Source organism: Bacillus sp. SRL543, from assembly GCF_984799205.1.
Genome location: NZ_OZ481794.1, coordinates 2,353,403 through 2,372,394, shown reverse-complemented (window position 1 = coordinate 2,372,394; position 18,992 = coordinate 2,353,403). Strand labels below are relative to the sequence as shown.

The window sequence follows — 18,992 nt, the reverse complement described above, 5'->3', positions numbered from 1 at the left end:
CAAGACTTAACCTTTTATTGAAAGTTAAGTCTTGCCATAGGAGGGTGATGCTGATTGATGAAAAGGTGGAAAATTGTAATCTTGATAACAGCTTTATTGTTCATTTCTGCCTCCCCTTATGCTTACGAACTCTCCCGCCAGGCGGAGGCAGAAGAAGAAGGGGACAGCCTGACCGCAGAGCTCAACCAGCTTCTGAACAACGATCCAATTCTCTCAGGAGCGCTTGCAGGAGTGAGCATCAGGAAGGCAGATACGGGCGAGCTGCTGTATGACCATATCGGCGGCATCCGGCTGAGGCCTGCCTCCAATATGAAGCTGCTCACATCAGCTGCTGCTCTTCAGCTCCTGGGCGAAGATTACCGGTTCACCACAGAGGTCCTGACAGATGGACTATACAAAAAAGGCAATCTGCATGGAAATCTATTTCTGAAAGGAAAAGGCGATCCTACTCTAATGAAGAGCGACTTTGACCAGATGGCAGCCGAGTTAAAGCAAAAAGGCATCAAAACCATCCATGGCAGCCTGATTGCCGATGACAGCTGGTATGATGATATCAGGCTTTCAAAGGACCTGAACTGGAGTGACGAATCCTATTATTACGGCGGCCAGGTATCAGCACTGACTGCCTCGCCAAATGAAGATTATGATGCAGGCACAGTCATTGTAGAAGTGAATCCGGGGGAATCTGCAGGGAAAGCGCCGGCAGTTTCGCTGACGCCTGAAACCGGCTATGTTGAAATCATCAACGAGGCAGCCACTGTCCCGGCCGATGGCAAAAAGGACATCACCATTGAACGTGACCATGGGACGAACACCATCCGCATTTCCGGGACCATACCTGAAAAAGCCAGCAGGTCCAGGGAGTGGATTGCCGTGTGGGAACCGGCCGGCTATGCGCTTGATCTATTCAGCCAGGCATTGAAGGAACAGGGGATCCTTGTCACTGGCAAACCGGCTCAGGGAAAAGCTCCCGGGAAGAGTTCACTGCTTTCCGCTCATCAATCAATGCCATTGAAGGACCTGATGATTCCTTTCATGAAGCTGAGCAACAACAGCCATGCTGAAGTATTGGTCAAGGAAATGGGCAAAAAGATAAAGAACGAAGGCAGCTGGGAAAAAGGACTTGAAGCTGTATCCGAGCAGCTTGCACGCTGGGGCGTCAATAAAGATACGCTGATCCTCCGTGACGGGTCGGGCATATCCCACGTCAGCCTTATTCCGCCTAATGAATTATCACAGCTTTTATACAGTGTCCAGTCTGAAAAGTGGTATCCCTCTTTTGAAAAATCACTCCCAGTGGCTGGAGCACAGGACAGAATGGCAGGGGGCACACTTCGCAACAGAATGAAAAACTCGGCAGCAGAAGGAAAGATTAAAGCGAAAACAGGTTCAATCTCCACTGTAAGCTCCCTTTCCGGATATGCTGAAACCAAAAGCGGCGACAGGCTCATTTTCAGCGTTGTCCTTAATAATCTCAAAGATGACAGCAAGGCAAAGATCATAGAAGATAAAATCGCAATCTTGCTGGCAGAACAGCCGTGACAAAAAGAAGCACGCAGAGCCTTTTTATAAGGAATCTGCCTGCTTCTTTTTTGCTTTACTTTAAACGGCCTGCATACTCAAGGACCATAGCCGGAGTCACAAGCTTTCTTGAAGGAACGATTCCCTGCTTGGCAAGCTGATTGATTTCTTCTGTCACTATATTGATTTTTTCTGTTGAAAATGACTTTCCTGCCTTGCAGAGAGATAATGCTTCTTCAATATAAGCTTCTCTTTCAGCATCAAGCTCAAGGAAGCGGGTGATTCTGGTGTTCAATTTCTTGGCATGTGCGGTTAAAGCATGGTGTACACTCATCGTTTCACTCCTAATTCATAAAGCTATTATAATATTATCAACTAAATTCCATTCCGTTAAGAAAAATTTTTTCTTTATAATTGATCTTGAAAAACTTTAAAGGATAGGGTGCTGGCCAATACATGATAATATAAATAAACAGGCTCCCTTAGCGGCGCCGATTAACATTCAAAGGGGGGAATTTCCATGGAAGCATTGGAAACTCTCTATCCTCTTGCAGTAGACCAAGCCAAAGCAAAAATTTTAGAGGATATTCACTATTATTTATCAATGAAAGATTCCCTTCCCGATTTTGAAGAATATCTTCAGGACAGGAAGCAGTATTATGAACAGATCTGGATAAATGTCTGGCTTAATATGACCAATAACAAAGTGGCGCGCAAATTAAAAAAGGAATTTCTTCAGGAAAAGGGTTTTTCAACAGAGGGAACCGACAAGAAGGTCATCAACAGCCTTTTCCGTTCTGAAGTAAGGAACTATTCACCATGGAATGCAGAGAAATGGCTGCTTTCCCTTTATTCCCATGAATCAGGCAAATGGGAACAGAAATATCGGGATGCAAGGGAAAAGTATCTGCTCCAGCTTCAGCATGAGGAAAATGCCGAGCATATTGCCAAGGCTTACACAGCACTAGATAAAGCAGCCGGGAAAATCATGAGGAAGCATAGCCGGCTGTTCTATTTGAGGGCAAGATATGAGGCTGCCCGGCAATTGGAGAAAGATCTCAGCAGCGGCACTAAATATGGGCAGACGGATACATTTGCTCTCGAAGAAAAGCTCAGGCCGGAAGGACATTTCAACCCGGAGCATTATACATTCGCTGCCGATTTCTTTGAAGAGCTGACAGGCGGCATTCATTCAACAAACCATTGGGGCAGGCAGTATTTTGAGTATGAAACTTATTATTATAAATATGAAAAGCTTTTGATGGATTGCATGAAAGATATCGTTCCTGAGGCCGTATTGGAATTAATGGATCCTGCCATGCTGGCACAATATAAATCGCTGCATCCGGAAAATGACCCGGAAGCAGCCATCACCTCCATGACTGAATGGCCGTCAGAGGAACTTGCCGGAGAATTTCTGGAGGAAATTGAAAATGAATTCCTGGAGGACTTGCTCCGCCTCAGTTCATTTCCTTGGGAACCAGCCGTGCATCTGGAAATATATCGGCATGATCTCGAGGACCGGGAGCGGAAAGAGGCAGAAGCGAGAGCAGAGGAAGAGCGGAGAAAGCAGGAGGAAGCCAGGATCCTTGATGAAATCTTTGGCCGGGAATACAGCCCTTCTGTGGACAGGAGCGTCAAATACGTCCTTCATATCGGCGATACGAATACAGGCAAGACCTTCCATGCACTTGAAAGCATGAAACAGGCGGACACAGGAATTTATCTGGCTCCTTTAAGGCTTTTGGCGCTGGAGGTATACGATAAGCTGAACGGGGATGATATCCCTTGCACACTCAAGACCGGGGAGGAAGAAAAAGTAACTCCCGGGGCAAGCCATTTTGCTTCCACAGTCGAGATGTTCAGTGAAAAGGAACGTTTTGATATAGCAGTCATCGACGAAGCACAGATGATCACTGACAAAGACCGCGGATTCTCATGGTATAAGGCTATTACGAAGGCGAATGCAAGCGAAGTCCATATTATTGGCAGCAGAAGCTCACAGACGATCCTTCTCCAGCTTTTGGACGGAACTGACTTGGAAATTCATGAATACCATAGAGACACTCCGCTCCTCGTCGAGCAGAACGAATTCCGGCTGAAGCATAGCAGAAAAGGTGATGCACTTATCTGCTTCTCAAGGAAAAGAGTGCTGGAGACAGCTTCCCGGCTTCAGAATGATGGCCGTTCAGTCAGCATGATTTATGGAAGCATGCCGCCTGAAACAAGGAAAAAACAGGTGCAGCGCTTCATTGACGGCGAAACCGATATGATTGTAAGCACAGATGCAATCGGCATGGGGCTGAACCTCCCAATCCGCAGGGTCGTTTTTCTTGAAAATGAAAAATTCGACGGTGTCAGGAGAAGGCAGCTCACCTCCCAGGAAGTGAAACAGATTGCCGGAAGGGCCGGCAGAAAAGGCCTCTATAATACCGGACGGGTTGCATTTATGGAAAACATCAAGGAAATGGGTTCCTTGCTCGAACAGGAAGATGAGCCGGTCCATACTTTTTCAATCGCGCCGACCAGCGGTGTGTTTGACCGTTTCCAAAAATACTATCATGATCTGGGCACTTTTTTTGAGCTCTGGGACAAATTTGAAAGTCCGCCTGGAACCGTAAAAGCTTCACTTGCAGAAGAGAAGGAGCTTTATGAGCTTGTACAGGGAACAGAGATGGAAGCCCGGCTCAGCCTTGGGGACCTCTACGGATTCCTGCACCTTCCTTTTTCGGCGAGAGAGCCGGAACTGGTAAGACAATGGCGGATGTCTGTAATGGCATCAGTGCAAAATGAAGACCTGCCTGAGCCTTCTATCCGCAAAAGGACCCTGGAGGACCTGGAGCTCACGTATAAATCTGTCGGACTGCATCTGCTGTTCCTTTACCGGCTCGGACAAAGGACTGAGGCTTTATACTGGGAACGGGTCAGGGATGAACTCGGCACGATGGTCCACGAAAAGCTGAAAACAGATGTCCAGAAAATGACCAAAAAATGCCGCAGATGCGGCAAGAAACTTTCATGGGAGCATCACTATCCGATTTGCGATGAATGCCACGAGGGCGGGTTCCGGACCAGGAGGAAACCTTCTTACTTCAGAAAGTGATTAAAAGGGGCAGGCAGCCCGGGAGCTGCCTGCCCCTTTCATTGACAATCCGAACTGTATCTTTTATTATTACAGTATAAACAGAACAGATTGGCTGTTAACCAGATGCTTAAAGATACCTTTAAAGCCTCACCGGGTTTGCGTTATCACATGGAATTAAAGGGTATTGATACAATAGACGGCGGATACAAGCCGGCTTTGAACCAAGACTTCAACTGTAATGAACTTTAATAAATAATAATCTAATGAAGGCGGTGTTATGATATGAACAATCAAGACATTATTATGGGCGGATGGATCACAGGGAAGTCACGGAATGGGGAGCTTGTTCAGGGCTTCGTGGAAGCGGCATTGCCTGAGCGGGAATTTGTGACAGTTTTTGTTGTCGACAGCGACAATCCTGAAGTGATCGGCAGAAAGGTCCATATTGAAAAGAAAAAAGCCGAGACGATGAAAAATCATCTGCTTCCTTCTGCCGACGGTCTTCGCTCTCTTATCGACACAGCTTTGCTTACAAGGGACAGAGAATGGTTTATGGAGCTGTCAGATGCACTGAACCGCCTTGAACAGGCGGGGAGTGAAAAAAAAGCAAAAGCAGCCGGCAGCGTATCATTTCCTGTCAGCGAAGGCAGAATGAACAAGAAATATTAAAGCTTTCCAGATACAGAAATAATAGAAAGAAGGCAGGCAGATGAAGCTCGGAATACTTGATCAATCTCCTGTTCCGGAAGGGAGAACGGCTCAAGAGGCCCTATTAGCCTCACTTGAGCTTGCACAGGAAGCCGAACGGCTGGGCTACAGCCGCTATTGGATTGCAGAGCACCATAATATGACAGGGCTTGCCTGCTCTGCTCCTGAAGTGATGCTTCCCTATATCGGTGCCCAGACGGCACATATAAAAATTGGAAGCGGAGCCGTTCTTCTTCCTTATTACAAGCCCTACAAAGTGGCGGAAACCTATCATATGCTTGCCGCCCTTTTTCCGGGAAGAATCGATTTAGGAATCGGCAGGGCTCCTGGAGGTTCCGCTGAAACCTCCATGGCGCTATCGGACAATTTTCTGAAAGGCGTCGCAGACATGCCGCAGAAAATTTCTGAGCTGCTGAATTTCCTGAACGGCAGCCATCCTAAGGATGATATGTTTTACAAAGTGGCTCCTGCCCCGGTACCCCAAATTGCACCGCAGCCTTGGATTTTGGGAACAAGCCGCAAAAGCGCCCTTCAGGCTGCAGAGAAGGGCATAGCCTATTGCTTCGGGCATTTTATGAGCGATCAAGATCCTGAGGAGATTGTTTCACTATATAAGGAATCTTTTATTCCTTCCAAAAATGCTTCTTCTCCATACTGCATAGCCGCTGTAAATGCTATTTGTGCAGAAACAGAAGAACAGGCAGAGGAGCTGGCCTTAAAAAGCCGCGCATGGAGGAATCGGTTGAGCGGGGAAGAAGCGCTGCAGGAAGACCATAATTCCTCAAACTCAAGAGAACTCTTGCAGGACATGAAGAAAAAAATGATCATCGGGAATCCTGTTCAGGCTGCTGAACAGCTTGAAAGCCTGGCCAGAAGGATAGGGGCAGATGAACTTATGATCATCACTCTGACAACGGATTATGAAGATAGGCTGTTATCTTACAAATTAATCGCTGAACAGATGATATAAGAATCCGCTGTGTATGGCTGCAGCGGATTTTTCTTTTAGATTTTAGAAGGGGGATATTGATGTATGAAACTAAGCGTACTGGATCAAGCGGTCATTCGAAAAGGAGACTCTCCCGGTGAAGCGCTCAAGCAAACATCCCAATTGGCGAAGATTGCCGATAACCTGGGATATACCCGCTTTTGGACCGCTGAGCATCATAATTCAAATGGAATGGCTGGTTCTTCACCAGAAGTCCTGATCTCCCACATAGCGGCTGTAACGAACAGGATCCGGGTCGGGTCCGGAGGAGTTCTCCTTCCCCAATACAGTCCTTATAAAGTGGCAGAAACCTTTAAAGTCATGGAAGCCCTGTATCCTGACAGAATTGACCTCGGTGTCGGCAGATCACCCGGCGGCGGTGCACCCACAAGACTCGCTCTGACAGACGGAATCAGGAGGAGCATGAACGAATTTCCCGGCCAGCTGAGGGATCTCCAAGGTTTTTTAACCAACTCTTTGCCTGATAACCATCCTTTTAAGGAGGTAAAAGCCTTTCCGGATTTGCAGACTCTGCCGGAACTATGGCTGTTGGGGATTACCGAACGGGGCGCAAGAGCTGCAGCTGAAAACGGGATGCGCTTTACATATGGCCACTTCATCACCCCGGCAAACGGAGAAAAAGCCTTCCAATACTATTACCGTCACTTCCAGCCGTCTGCTATGCTGAAAGAGCCTACGGCAAATGTCTGTGTATTCGTTGTCTGCTCACCAACTAACGAAGAAGCCGAATACCTCGCGGCGAGCCAGGACCACTGGCTCCTGGACATCGAAAAAGGAGCCGACACAAGAATCATCTCACCAGAAGAAGCCCAAAAAAGAACCCTGACGGCTGCCGAAAAAGAAAAGATAAAACACAATCGAAGCAGAATGGCCATAGGCAATCCTCAAGAAGTAAAGGAGCAGCTGATGCAAATTAGTGACAAATACAACACCGATGAAATCATGGTCATCAACAATACCTTTCGTTTTGAAGACAGAGCCAGGAATCTGGAATTATTGGCTGAATCTTTCTTATAAAGCTCTTTTCGTAAAGATTGCTGCTTTTAATAATAACGGATTTTTTTTACATTTTTTGGTGTTGTTTGAAGAGAGGCTTATTCAGTTAATGGGGCATTGTAGTGATGGGATGGGATGGTTTAAAAAAACAGGAAGTCTTACCTTATATGAGTGACCAGCAAGCCTTAAAATAAGCGGAGATTCTCCGCTTATACCCATAATATGGAACAAACAGGTGTAAATTAGCGGAGATTTTCCGCTTATGGGAAGCAAAATTGCCCATTTTCCTGTTTTTTTAGTGTATAGTCGGAATTTCTCCGTCTATTCCAGCTATTTTTAGAGCTTTTTTCAAATTAGTGGGAATTTCTCCGCTTATTTTTTAACCTGTCACTGATTCCTCTTTGAGAATCTTTCGCCGTAGATGAGCTCTGAATCAAATCCCTGCTGTTTGGCACGGAAGGTACTAAGACTCCTCAAAAATGCACGCACATTTTCTTCGTGTAATCAGATTAGCGGAAGATGGTTCAAAGTCCTGCGGGACCACAGCGGCAGAGCTGAGACCCCGCAGCACCGCCCCGCGGAAAGCGAAGCGCCTGCAGTGCAGATCAGCAGCCCAGTTTATAACAGATCCCTAATGGAAACTTGTTCTGCTAAATAAACTGCTTGAATCACCCTTTTATTTAAAGGTCCAGTAACGGCGAAAAATTCTCGAAGCCCTGCTGATCGGAACGGAAGGCACGAAGACTCCTGCGGGATTGCAGCGGCAGAGCTGAGACCCCGCAGCGCGCAAGCGTGAGGAGGCTCAGCGCCGCCCCGCGGAAAGCGGAGTGCCTGCAGTGCAGATCAGCAGCCACATTTAAAAAGCCAAATAAAAAATTTTTTTATATCGGACTACATACATAAGAAGCCCTGAACCAAAAAAACGGCTCAGGCCTCCCAATCACTTCATCAGCTTCCGAATCAGCTTCAGCCCATTCTCAGCAGAAGGATAACGGAACGAAAAATCAAACAGCGTAGTCTGCTTCAGCACACTCTTATAATGCGAGAAAGTCCCAAAGCTGCTTTTACCATGATAACTCCCTATCCCGCTCTCGCCGACACCTCCAAAAGGAAGATACGGTGTCGCGATATGCATCAAAGTATCATTAATGCACCCGCCTCCAAAAGAAACCGTGCCATTAATCTTATTTTCTACATCCTGGCTTCCTGTAAACAAATACAACGCAAGCGGCTTCGGCCGTGACTGGATAAAGGAAATGGCTTCATCAAGGTTTCCATACCCGTAAACCGGCAGAATCGGGCCGAATATTTCATCCTGCATAACAGGCGAACCAAAAGAAGGGGCATCCATCAGTGTCGGCTCCATTTTCCTAAGCTCACCATTCACCCTTCCGCCTGAAAGGATTGGTCCGTCACTCAAATACGCTTCAAGCCTGCTGAAATGCCGGCTATTGACGATTTTGGAATAATCCTCATTATCAAGAGGATTATCAGTATAAAATTCCTTAATGTACTTCTTCATTTCCTCCAGCAGCTGCTGTTTTACATTTTCGTGGACAAACAGGTAATCCGGGGCAATGCACGTCTGTCCGGCATTTGTAAACTTGCCGAAAACAATCCGCTTCGCCGCCAGGCTGATATTGGCATCTTCATGGACAATGACCGGGCTTTTTCCGCCAAGCTCAAGGGTGACAGGAATCAGCCTTTTGCTGGCTGCCTCCATCACAATCTTGCCGACAGGGACGCTTCCTGTAAAGAAAATATAATCAAAATGCTGCTCAAGCAGCTGCTGGCTGGTCTCCACACCGCCTTCAACAGTTGAAATATAATCTTCCGGATAAATATCCTTAATCAGCGCTGACAGCACACGTGATACATTCGGGGTCAGCTCCGATGGCTTGATGACAGCCGTATTTCCGGCAGCAATCGCCCCAATGAGCGGGGACAGGGCCAGCTGGACCGGGTAATTCCAGGGCGCGATAATGAGGGCCGCTCCGTATGGCTCTGGAATAATATAGCCCTTGGAGCCAATATGGGTCATTGCCGTCTTCACTTTTTTTGCTTTCATCCACTTTTTCAGATGCTTCAATGTAAAGCCGATTTCTTCATATAAAATACCGATTTCCGTTGAATATGCTTCAAGTTCAGACTTTCCAAGATCTTCTTTTAACGCAAAGATCAGCTTCTGTTCATTTTTTTTGATGCTATCCTTAAGCACCTGCAGCTGGGCAAGCCTGAATACCGGGGGCTTTGTTCCCTGGTTCGCAAAAAAGTTCTTCTGGGCGGCAAGCAGCTCTTTGATTTTTTCTGCTGATGTCTCTGTTACGTTGTTTTTCTGCAATCCAACCACCTGCTTTCAGCTTGATTCTATGATTAAATTGAGCATACCTTTTCACTCTAAAATAGGCAATCAGCAGAAACTGAAAAATAATTATTTTCGAATACCGAATTATTTGTTATTCTAGAAAAAGGGAATAAAAATTCACCATTAAGGATGGTTATACAATGAAACAGATAATTCAGAACGAAATAGAGAAGCTCCAGCAGGAATTTGTCAATATCAGCACGTACATAGGAGAAAATCCTGAGCTCGGGCATGAGGAGTTCAAATCTTCGGCTATTTTGATTGAAACATTGGAAAAGCACGGATTTACTGTAGAAAAGGGAACCTGCGGGCTTCCGACTGCTTTTCGTGCTGTTTATGACAGCGGCATAGCGGGAGCAGCAATTGGGCTGATGGCTGAATATGATGCCCTTCCTGAGGTAGGACATGCATGCGGGCACAACCTCATCGGCACAATGGCAATTGCTGCAGGGATCGGCCTGAGCAAGGCTGTTGGAGAAACTGGCGGAAAAGTGATTGTGTATGGAACTCCTGCTGAAGAAACAAAGGGCGGGAAAGTGACAATGGCAGAGAACGGAATTTTCGACGAACTGGATGTTGCGATGATGGTCCATCCTTTGTCCAAGTATTTGAAAAGCGGCAGATCACTTGCCATGGATGCGATTCAGTTTGAATTCTTCGGGAAGAGTGCCCATGCGGCTGCAAGTCCGGAAAAAGGAATCAACGCCCTTGATGCCGTGCTTCAGACTTTCAACAGCATCAATGCCCTCAGACAGCATATCACTTCAGATGCAAGAATCCATGGCATCATCCCTGAAGGAGGAAAAGCGGCCAATGTAGTTCCTGACTATGCCTCTGCCCAGTTCTATGTAAGAGCATCAAGCCGCTCTTATGTGAATGAACTGGTTGAAAAAGTGAAAGCATGCGCCCAGGGCGCTGCGCTTCAGACTGGTGCAGAAATGAAAGCTTCTTTTTATGAATTTTCGTATGATGATATGCAAACAAACCAGCAATTATCGGATGCATTCACGAAGGAGCTGGTCGGGTTAGGCATCGATCCCGGCGAAATCCATGAAGACCGCGATGGTTCAGGATCGCTCGATATGGGAAATGTCAGTCAAATTGTCCCTTCCATTCATCCTTATATCAAGATCTGCAACGAAGATTTTGCCTGCCATACCCATGAGTTCCGTGAAACAGCCATGAGCAGCCAGGCACAAAAAGCGATGATTTTAGGGGCAAAGGCCATGGCTTTGACAGGTTATGAGATCCTCGCAAGTGAAGAACTGCTGCAATCCATCATGGAAGAATTCAAAAAGAAAACTCATGTTCATGCATAATGATAGTCAAAAAAGCTTATCCAAATGCGGATAGGCTTTTTTACATTCACCCAGAGCAGGACACATTTAGGAAAAATCCGTTTTTTTGCCTTTTATAAAGGGTACTCTAAATAGTAATCAGCCTCATCAGCTTGCCGCTGCACGTTCAAAAACTAGCCAACAGAGCGGCCATGACTGTTGATAAGGGCAACAAACTGACAGAGTTAAAGGGGATCTTGCAAATGAAACTTACACCAGAGCAACGGATTGAGCTGCATGGCTTTAATAATCTGACTAAAACCTTAAGCTTTAATATGTATGATATCTGCTTTACAAAGACTAAAGAAGAACGGGAAGCTTATATTGATTATATTGATGAACAGTATAGTGCTGAAAGGCTGACCAAAATTCTGACTAATGTGTCCGATATCATCGGGGCACATGTGCTGAATGTCGCCCAGCAGGACTATGTACCGCAGGGAGCCAGTGTCACGATGCTCGTATCGGAAGGCCCTGTTGTTGAGGTGCCTGAGGAATCACTGGAGGAATCACCTGGGCCGCTGCCTGACAATGTCGTCCTGCAGCTGGATAAAAGCCATATTACAGTCCACACCTATCCTGAGTTCCACCCGACAGAAGGGATCAGCACATTCAGGGCAGATATTGATGTTTCCACATGCGGGGAAATTTCCCCTCTAAAAGCCCTTAATTATTTGATCCACTCCTTTGAGACGGATGTAATGACCATTGATTACCGCGTCAGAGGGTTTACAAGGGACATCAACGGCGAAAAGCTATATATCGACCATGACATAAACTCTATTCAAAACTATATACCTGATGAAGCAAAAAGCCTGTATGATATGATCGATGTCAATATCTATCAGGAGAAAATTTTTCATACAAAATGCAAACTGAAGGAGTTTGACCTGAATAATTATCTGTTCGGCTTTACAAAGGAGAAACTGGATTCAGAAGAAGCGGAAGAAATCACCGACCGTCTTAAAACAGAGATGGACGAAATCTTTTATGGTACCAATATATCCTCGCAAAATTAAGTTCTATACTTTTTATTAAGGTAGCATGAGACTGCAAAGATCCTCTCATTATGGGGACATTTGCAGTCTTTTTTGTATGCAGATATCCTTCACACTGTCTTTTTGCTAGAGGATAAGCATTGTCTGAATGGTTTCTTACAGTCTTTTTCTTGCTACTCTCTTTAAATTAAGTTTTACAAATTGTCCTTCCTGCGTATGTTTAATTAATGGAACATTCTGAACTGTGCTGCCGCTAGGAACACATGGTGCAAACAGCATGGTTTTGAAAGGGATGATTCTTTTTATTTTAGAGGGGGAGTAGTAATGGCAGACAATGTGAAGATCGGCTTGATACAGGCAGCTCATGATGTGGACGGCAGCGAGCCGGTTGCAGTCCATAAGGAGAAGGCAATCGAAAAGCATATAAAACTTGTAAGGGAAGCGGCAGAAAAGGGCGCCCAGATTGTATGCCTGCAGGAAATCTTTTACGGCCCTTATTTCTGTTCCGAGCAGAATACGAAATGGTATGACGCTGCAGAAGAAATCCCGGACGGCCCGACAACAAAGCTTTTCCAGGAGCTGGCAAGGGAGCTTGGGATTGTTATTGTCCTTCCGATTTATGAACGGGAAGGGATAGCTACCTATTATAATACAGCTGCTGTCCTGGATGCCGACGGAACTTATTTGGGAAAGTACCGGAAGCAGCATATTCCGCATGTTGCCGCAGGAGGAAACGGCTGCGGGTTCTGGGAAAAATATTATTTTAAACCGGGGAACCTGGGCTATCCGGTATTTGATACTGCATATGCCAAAATCGGCGTGTATATCTGCTATGACCGGCATTTCCCGGAAGGAGCAAGGCTACTGGGACTGAACGGCGCGGAAATCGTCTTCAATCCATCCGCCACGGTCGCCGGCCTGTCCGAATATTTATGGAAACTCGAACAGCCTGCCCATGCAGTCGCCAACGGATATTATGTTGGCGCCATCAACCGCGTCGGCTATGAGGGTCCATGGAATATGGGAGAATTCTATGGGCAGTCATACCTGGTGGATCCTAAAGGAAGCTTTGTTGCCTCTGCCAGCCGGGATAAGGATGAAGTCATCATAGGTGAAATGAACAAGAAGCTGATACGGGAGGTCAGGGACACCTGGCAGTTCTACCGCGACCGCAGGCCGGAAACATACAGTGAAATGACATCCCTTCTTCCGTAAGGGGCTTTTTATGCGAAAAATAAGCTTTTCAATTGCCTGCCTGGCACAGGCAGGATAGGAGGGAACGCTGTGATCGATGCAAAACCAAAGCGAATCACACACACCGACCTGGAACAGAACTTCATGGAAGCGGAGCCTGCGCTGTCCAGCAGGGATGCTGTCCAGGAAGCCAACCGCTGCCTGTATTGCTATGATGCCCCTTGTATTAAAGCATGTCCGACCGGAATTGATATTCCTTCATTCATAAAAAAAATCAGCTCAGGAAATATACTGGGATCCGCCAAAACCATCATGGATGCCAATCCTGTCGGCGCAAGCTGCTCAAGAGTCTGCCCGACAGAAGAGCTCTGTGAAGGGGCGTGTGTATTGAATTCATCAAAAAGCCCAATTCTGATCGGCAAACTGCAGAGGCATGCGACTGACTGGGCCATAAAAAGCGGTAAGGACTTATTTTTACCAGGCACCGCCAACGGCAAAAAAGCGGCCATCATCGGAAGCGGCCCTGCGGGATTATCGGCTGCCAGGGAGCTGGCCCGCCTCGGCTATGAGACTGTTATCTATGAAGCCGAGGAAGAAGCCGGAGGGCTGAACACTTACGGGATCGTTTCATTCCGCCTGCCGAAGGCGATTGCCCATTGGGAAGCAGAACAGGTCAGGCGGATGAATGTAGACATCAGGACAAAAACGAAGGTCGGCCGGGATGTTACAGCCGGTGAACTGCTGGACGGATATGATTTTGTGATCCTTGCTGCCGGCATGTCAAAAGTGCCTGACCTTGGAATAGAGGGTGAAAATCTTAAAGGTGTCTTTGATGCGATTGAATTTGTGAAGCAGACAAAAACCGGTGAACTGAGTAGAGATGTAGCAGGCAAGAAAACAATTGTAATCGGCGCCGGCAACACAGCAATTGATGGAGCAACCTGTGCAGCAAGGCTCGGGGCGGGGAATGTGAAAATCCTTTACAGGCGGACACAGGAAGAAATGACTGCCTATGATTTTGAATATGAATTTGCGAAGCAGGATGGAGTCGAGTTCCGATGGCTGACGGCACCCAAAAGGATTATCAGCAATGACCGCGGGGAAGCAGCAGGAATGGAGTGCATCCAAATGATGCTTGGCGAGCCGGATTCGGACGGACGGAGAAGGCCTGTACCCATTGAAGGATCTGAGCATCTGCTCCCGGCTGACATCATTATTAAAGCCATTGGGCAGCAAAGGCATGAAAACCTGATCGATCAATTCGGCCTTGCTCACGATGGAGGAGTTGTAGAAATCAATCCTGAGACATGCCAGACCTCGAATCCGAAAGTGTTTGCCTGCGGGGATATTGTTTTCGGCAAAGGAAAAGGGGAAGCCATGGTCGTCACTGCTGCCCAGCAGGGTAAACAAGCAGCCCATGCGATCCACAAGCTGATGCTGAAGGAAGAAAGGAGAGAAGCAAATGGCTGATTTAAGCATAGAATTGGCAGGCATAAAATCCCCCAATCCTTTCTGGCTTGCCTCTGCACCGCCTACCAATTCAGGCTATCAGGTTCAGCGTGCATTCGAGGCCGGATGGGGCGGAGCAGTATGGAAAACGCTGGGTGAGCCCATTTTAAACGTTTCTTCCCGTTTTGCTGCTGTCAGCTTCAATGGACAGCGGGTCGCAGGCTTTAACAATATCGAGCTGATTACAGACAGGCCGCTTGAAGTCAATCTGAAGGAAATCTATGAAACGAAAAAGAAGTTCCCCAACAACACGATCATTGCCTCACTGATGGTAGAGCCGAAACAAGAAAAATGGCATGAAATTGTCAAGCGGGTCGAGGATATTGGGGTAGATGGACTTGAGCTTAACTTCGGCTGCCCGCACGGGATGGCGGAAAGGGGGATGGGATCTGCATCCGGACAGGTGCCAGAGCTGGTCGAAAAACAGACTTATTGGGCAAAGGAAGCGGCCCGGACACCCGTCATCGTGAAGCTTACCCCCAATATAACGGATATTACAGCAACAGCAGAAGCAGCGGTAAAAGGCGGAGCCGATGCTGTCAGTATGATCAACACCATCAACAGCCTTGCAGGGGTGGATCTTGATACCTGGAATACGATTCCGCATGTCGCAGGGAAGGGCGCGCACGGAGGCTATTGCGGCCCGGCAGTCAAACCGATCGCCCTGAACATGGTCGCTGAGTGCGCCAGGAATCCAGCAATATCTGTCCCCATTTCAGGAATGGGCGGGATATCGAACTGGCAGAATGCGGTTGAATTCATGCTGATGGGCGCTTCAGGCGTACAGATTTGTACAGCTGCGATGCACCACGGGTTCCGGATCATTGAAGATCTGATGGATGGTTTGAATAATTATCTGGATGAGAGAGGCATCCGGTCAGTCAGGGACATTATTGGAAAATCTGTACCAAGGTATTCTGACTGGGGCAATCTGGACCTTAACTATAATATTGCCGCGAGGATCGACCCTGATATCTGCATCAACTGCAATAAATGCCATATCGCCTGTGAGGACACCTCGCATCAATGCATTGATATACTGGCGGATGAAAACGGAAAAGAATATTTAAAAGTCCGCGAAGAAGACTGTGTCGGCTGCAATCTCTGTTCTATTGTCTGCCCTGAGGAAGGGGCAATTTCAATGGTAGAGCTTCCGCCCACACAGCCGCCTATGACCTGGAATGAACGGCAGGCCGCGATAGCCGGTGCCCAGGCATGCGAATTGGATCTATCTAAACGGTAAAGGGGTGCTGAATATGAAGAAAATAATAAAGAACGGCACTATAGTGACAGCATCAGATACTTTTCAGGCTGATATTTTAATAGATGAAGGAAAAATTGCCCTGATTGGCAGGGATCTTCAAGATCCCGGGGCGGAGATCATCAATGCTGAGGGGCTTTATGTTTTTCCGGGCGGCATAGACCCGCACACCCACCTGGATATGCCATTCGGCGGGACAGTGACAAAGGACGATTTTGAATCAGGCACCATTGCCGCAGCCTTTGGGGGAACGACGACCATCATAGATTTTTGCCTGACATCTAAAGGGAGGCCGCTTCAGGAAAGCATCGATGAATGGCATCAAAAATCAAAAAACAAGGCTGCCATCGATTACAGCTTCCACCTCATGATCGGGGAAATCAATGATAAAGTACTGGCAGAGCTGCCGAAAGTGATAGATTCTGAGGGAATTACTTCTTTTAAAGTCTTCATGGCCTATAAAAATGTCTTCCAGGCTGATGATGAAACGCTTTTCAAGACACTGGTCGCAGCAAAGGACCTTGGGGCTCTTGTCATGGTGCATGCAGAAAACGGGGATGTCATCGATTATCTTACGAAAAAGGCATTGGAAGAAGGACATACAGAACCGATCTACCATGCGCTGACAAGACCTCCTGAGCTGGAAGGGGAGGCAACGGGGCGTGCGGCTGAGCTGACCGGCCTTGCAGGCTCCCAGCTGTATGTTGTACATGTATCCTGCGCTGAAGCAGCAGAAAAAATTGCCGCAGCCCGCTCCCGGGGCATTGATGTCTGGGGGGAAACCTGTCCGCAGTATCTTGTTCTTGACCAGACCAGCCTCGAGAAGCCTGAATTTGAAGGCGCAAAATATGTGTGGTCCCCGCCGCTCCGTGAAAAATGGAATCAGGACATTTTATGGAATGCCCTCAAAAGCGGCCAGCTCCAGACGATCGGCTCTGACCAATGCTCTTTTGACTTTAAGGGGCAAAAGGACCTGGGCAGGGAGGATTTTACCAAAATTCCGAACGGAGGCCCGACCATTGAAGACCGGTTCTCGATCCTCTTTTCGGAAGGGGCGGCAAAGGGAAGGATCACCCTCAACCAATTTGTCGACATCACTTCGACCCGGGCTGCGAAGCTATTTGGCCTCTACCCGCAGAAAGGGACGATTGCTGTAGGCTCTGATGCCGACATTGTCCTTTTTGATCCTGAAAAGGAACGAACCATTTCTGCCGGCACCCACCATTTGGCTGTTGATTACAGCGCATTTGAAGGATTGTCAGTCAAAGGAGAGCCTGTCACTGTGCTCGTAAGGGGAGAGTATGTAATTAAAGACCGCCAGTTTGCCGGAAAAGCGGGCAGCGGGCAATATTTAAAAAGAGCAAAATATTTTAAGCACAAAACCTACAATAACGTGATTCCTGCTTATTAGATTAAGAGGGTTGGCTGTGGACGGAGATGAGTTTTCCGGCTTTGTTTCAGTGAACAGGATGATGGCACGCACTAACCCGGCTTTTCGGTTTCAATCAGCTTCTTGGCCTGACAAAAATTAACCGGACAGGATGTGTACGTATGAAAAAAAGCCATCTGAAATCCCCTGACCTATATCCGATCCAGCAAAAGGACAGGAATATCACCTCGCTCGGCTATTCATTCATGTGGGTGGGCATGGTGGTGGTACTCGCCACCTTTGCCATCGGAGGCTCCGGGGTCATGAGCCTCCCATTGCCGCTGGTCATTATTGCAACGGTGATCGGCTGCCTCGGAATCGGCTTGTTCATCAGTTTGATTGCAGACATCGGGATAGAGCACGGCCTTTCCTTCCCGGTCTATATGCGCGCCCCTTTCGGCACAATCGGGACTCATATCCCCTCAATCACGAGGGGCGTCACCGCATCCATGTGGTTTGGGATCAATACCTACTTCGGTGCCACTGCCATGAATGGCATCATGGATATTTTATTCGGTTTCGATAACTGGTTTATCTGTTTTCTTATTTTCGCAGCTGCACAGCTCATCAATACCTGTCTTGGGATAAAAGCGATAGAGCGTTTTGCTGACATGGCAGCTCCGGTCATTATCCTGATTTCCGTCTGGATGTACCTATCTTTATCTGATACGGCTGAAGAGGCAGGACGGAATATTTGGACATGGACAGAAAATCCGGCAGCGGGAACTGATGCATTCACTGCTTTCCTTGTTGTGATTTTCAGCAATATGGGCTTTTGGGCGACCTTGAGCGCTGATATCCCTTCCATTTCCCGCTTCATCAAGGCGCCTGTGAATGAAAAAAACTGGTTCAAGCGCAATAAAGGGGTGCTAATCGGCAATCTGGTCGCCATGCCGCTGACACAGACCTTTATGATCATCATAGGAGGGATCGCTTATATTGCCGTCCTGAATTACGATCCTGTCATCGCCCTTCAGGAAGCGGCGGGAGGACTGGTTCTATGCGTCCTGCTTCTGATGATTATCCTGGCGCAATGGTCCACCAACACGGCGGCCAATGTCGTTCCGGCGGCAACGATATTTTCTAATGTCGGCGGGCCGAAGTTTCCTTTCTGGGCCGGCGTCATTACAGCAGGCATTGTCGGGACAGTCGTCCAGCCATGGAATCTCTTTGGCGTCATCATCCCTGTGCTCCTATTTGTAGGCGGCATCCTGTCTGCGATTGTCGGCATCCTTTTTGCCGATTATTATCTGCTGAGAAAAAGGCGCGTCAATGTCCCTGAATTATACGAGGACCATGGGCAGTTCAGGTATTGGGGAGGAATCAACCTTGCAGGGTTCATCAGCTGGGTCATTGGTGCCGCAGTTGCATACTGGCTTCCCAACTATTCATTCCTGGCCGGATTCCTGGCCGGAGCAGGCTGCTATTACCTTCTCGCCAGGTACTGGTGGTTCCGCAAATATCAGCAGGCAGAAATCAATGATCCTGATGACAGCAAATATCTCGGGATCAGTGTGGGGCGAGACTGGATTTTGGAGGATGATCAGGAAAAAGCCGCTGATTCCGTGAAATCTTGACTA

At 47.5% G+C, this 18,992-nt stretch carries 14 protein-coding genes; 12 read left to right on the top strand and 2 right to left on the bottom strand.

Going from position 1 to position 18,992, the window contains the following annotated elements; genetic code table 11:
• Positions 1 to 54: 54 nt before the first annotated feature.
• The gene (gene dacB / locus AC4E8B_RS11865) at positions 55 to 1,542 is read left to right on the top strand and encodes a D-alanyl-D-alanine carboxypeptidase/D-alanyl-D-alanine endopeptidase (RefSeq protein WP_490219229.1); all 1,488 of its coding nucleotides are present in this window, start codon (positions 55 to 57) and stop codon (positions 1,540 to 1,542) included.
• A 55-nt stretch (positions 1,543 to 1,597) separates the two neighbouring features.
• On the opposite strand, the gene AC4E8B_RS11860 is transcribed toward dacB, so the two are convergent.
• Positions 1,598 to 1,855 carry a YpbS family protein gene (locus AC4E8B_RS11860; protein WP_490219227.1) on the bottom strand — a complete coding sequence of 86 codons (258 nt, stop codon included), beginning with the start codon at positions 1,853 to 1,855 and terminating at the stop codon, positions 1,598 to 1,600.
• Positions 1,856 to 2,041: 186 nt separating this feature from the next.
• On the opposite strand from AC4E8B_RS11860, the gene AC4E8B_RS11855 reads away from it, so the two are divergent.
• The 4 genes from AC4E8B_RS11855 to AC4E8B_RS11840 all read left to right on the top strand — a co-directional run bounded on the left by AC4E8B_RS11855 (position 2,042) and on the right by AC4E8B_RS11840 (position 7,340).
• Positions 2,042 to 4,624, top strand: coding sequence for a helicase-related protein (locus AC4E8B_RS11855; RefSeq protein WP_490219225.1), 2,583 nt, complete (start codon positions 2,042 to 2,044; stop codon positions 4,622 to 4,624).
• A 264-nt stretch (positions 4,625 to 4,888) separates the two neighbouring features.
• Entirely contained in the window at positions 4,889 to 5,275 is a 387-nt protein-coding gene (locus AC4E8B_RS11850) for an IDEAL domain-containing protein (protein WP_490219223.1), read from the top strand.
• 40 nt (positions 5,276 to 5,315) lie between these two features.
• Positions 5,316 to 6,284: an LLM class flavin-dependent oxidoreductase gene (locus tag AC4E8B_RS11845; protein WP_490219221.1), complete on the top strand. Its 969-nt coding sequence runs from the start codon at positions 5,316 to 5,318 to the stop codon at positions 6,282 to 6,284.
• Between the two features lie 63 nt (positions 6,285 to 6,347).
• Complete coding sequence (locus tag AC4E8B_RS11840) at positions 6,348 to 7,340, top strand: LLM class flavin-dependent oxidoreductase (protein ID WP_490219219.1); 993 nt, start codon at positions 6,348 to 6,350, stop codon at positions 7,338 to 7,340.
• Positions 7,341 to 8,259: 919 nt separating this feature from the next.
• Here AC4E8B_RS11840 and AC4E8B_RS11835 read toward each other — a convergent pair.
• Positions 8,260 to 9,669 (bottom strand): aldehyde dehydrogenase, encoded by a 1,410-nt coding sequence (locus tag AC4E8B_RS11835; protein ID WP_490219217.1) that lies wholly within the window; start codon positions 9,667 to 9,669, stop codon positions 8,260 to 8,262.
• A gap of 155 nt (positions 9,670 to 9,824) precedes the next feature.
• Between AC4E8B_RS11835 and AC4E8B_RS11830 the strand changes: the two genes are divergently transcribed.
• The 7 genes from AC4E8B_RS11830 (at position 9,825) to AC4E8B_RS11800 (ending at position 18,989) form a co-directional block, all read left to right on the top strand.
• The gene (locus tag AC4E8B_RS11830) at positions 9,825 to 11,003 is read left to right on the top strand and encodes a M20 family metallopeptidase (protein ID WP_490219215.1); all 1,179 of its coding nucleotides are present in this window, start codon (positions 9,825 to 9,827) and stop codon (positions 11,001 to 11,003) included.
• 221 nt (positions 11,004 to 11,224) lie between these two features.
• Positions 11,225 to 12,040, top strand: a complete 816-nt coding sequence (speD, locus tag AC4E8B_RS11825) for an adenosylmethionine decarboxylase (RefSeq protein ID WP_490219214.1) — start codon at positions 11,225 to 11,227, stop codon at positions 12,038 to 12,040.
• Positions 12,041 to 12,343: 303 nt separating this feature from the next.
• Entirely contained in the window at positions 12,344 to 13,234 is an 891-nt protein-coding gene (locus AC4E8B_RS11820) for a nitrilase-related carbon-nitrogen hydrolase (RefSeq protein WP_490219212.1), read from the top strand.
• 123 nt (positions 13,235 to 13,357) lie between these two features.
• Positions 13,358 to 14,683 carry an NAD(P)-dependent oxidoreductase gene (locus AC4E8B_RS11815; protein ID WP_490219646.1) on the top strand — a complete coding sequence of 442 codons (1,326 nt, stop codon included), beginning with the start codon at positions 13,358 to 13,360 and terminating at the stop codon, positions 14,681 to 14,683.
• Positions 14,676 to 15,965: an NAD-dependent dihydropyrimidine dehydrogenase subunit PreA gene (gene preA / locus AC4E8B_RS11810; protein WP_490219210.1), complete on the top strand. Its 1,290-nt coding sequence runs from the start codon at positions 14,676 to 14,678 to the stop codon at positions 15,963 to 15,965. Before AC4E8B_RS11815 ends, preA begins: the two co-directional genes overlap by 8 nt.
• Before the next feature lie 13 nt (positions 15,966 to 15,978).
• On the top strand, positions 15,979 to 17,394 hold the full coding sequence (gene hydA / locus AC4E8B_RS11805) for a dihydropyrimidinase (protein WP_490219208.1): 1,416 nt from the start codon (positions 15,979 to 15,981) through the stop codon (positions 17,392 to 17,394).
• 140 nt (positions 17,395 to 17,534) lie between these two features.
• Positions 17,535 to 18,989, top strand: coding sequence for an NCS1 family transporter (locus tag AC4E8B_RS11800; RefSeq protein ID WP_490219206.1), 1,455 nt, complete (start codon positions 17,535 to 17,537; stop codon positions 18,987 to 18,989).
• Positions 18,990 to 18,992: the final 3 nt, after the last annotated feature.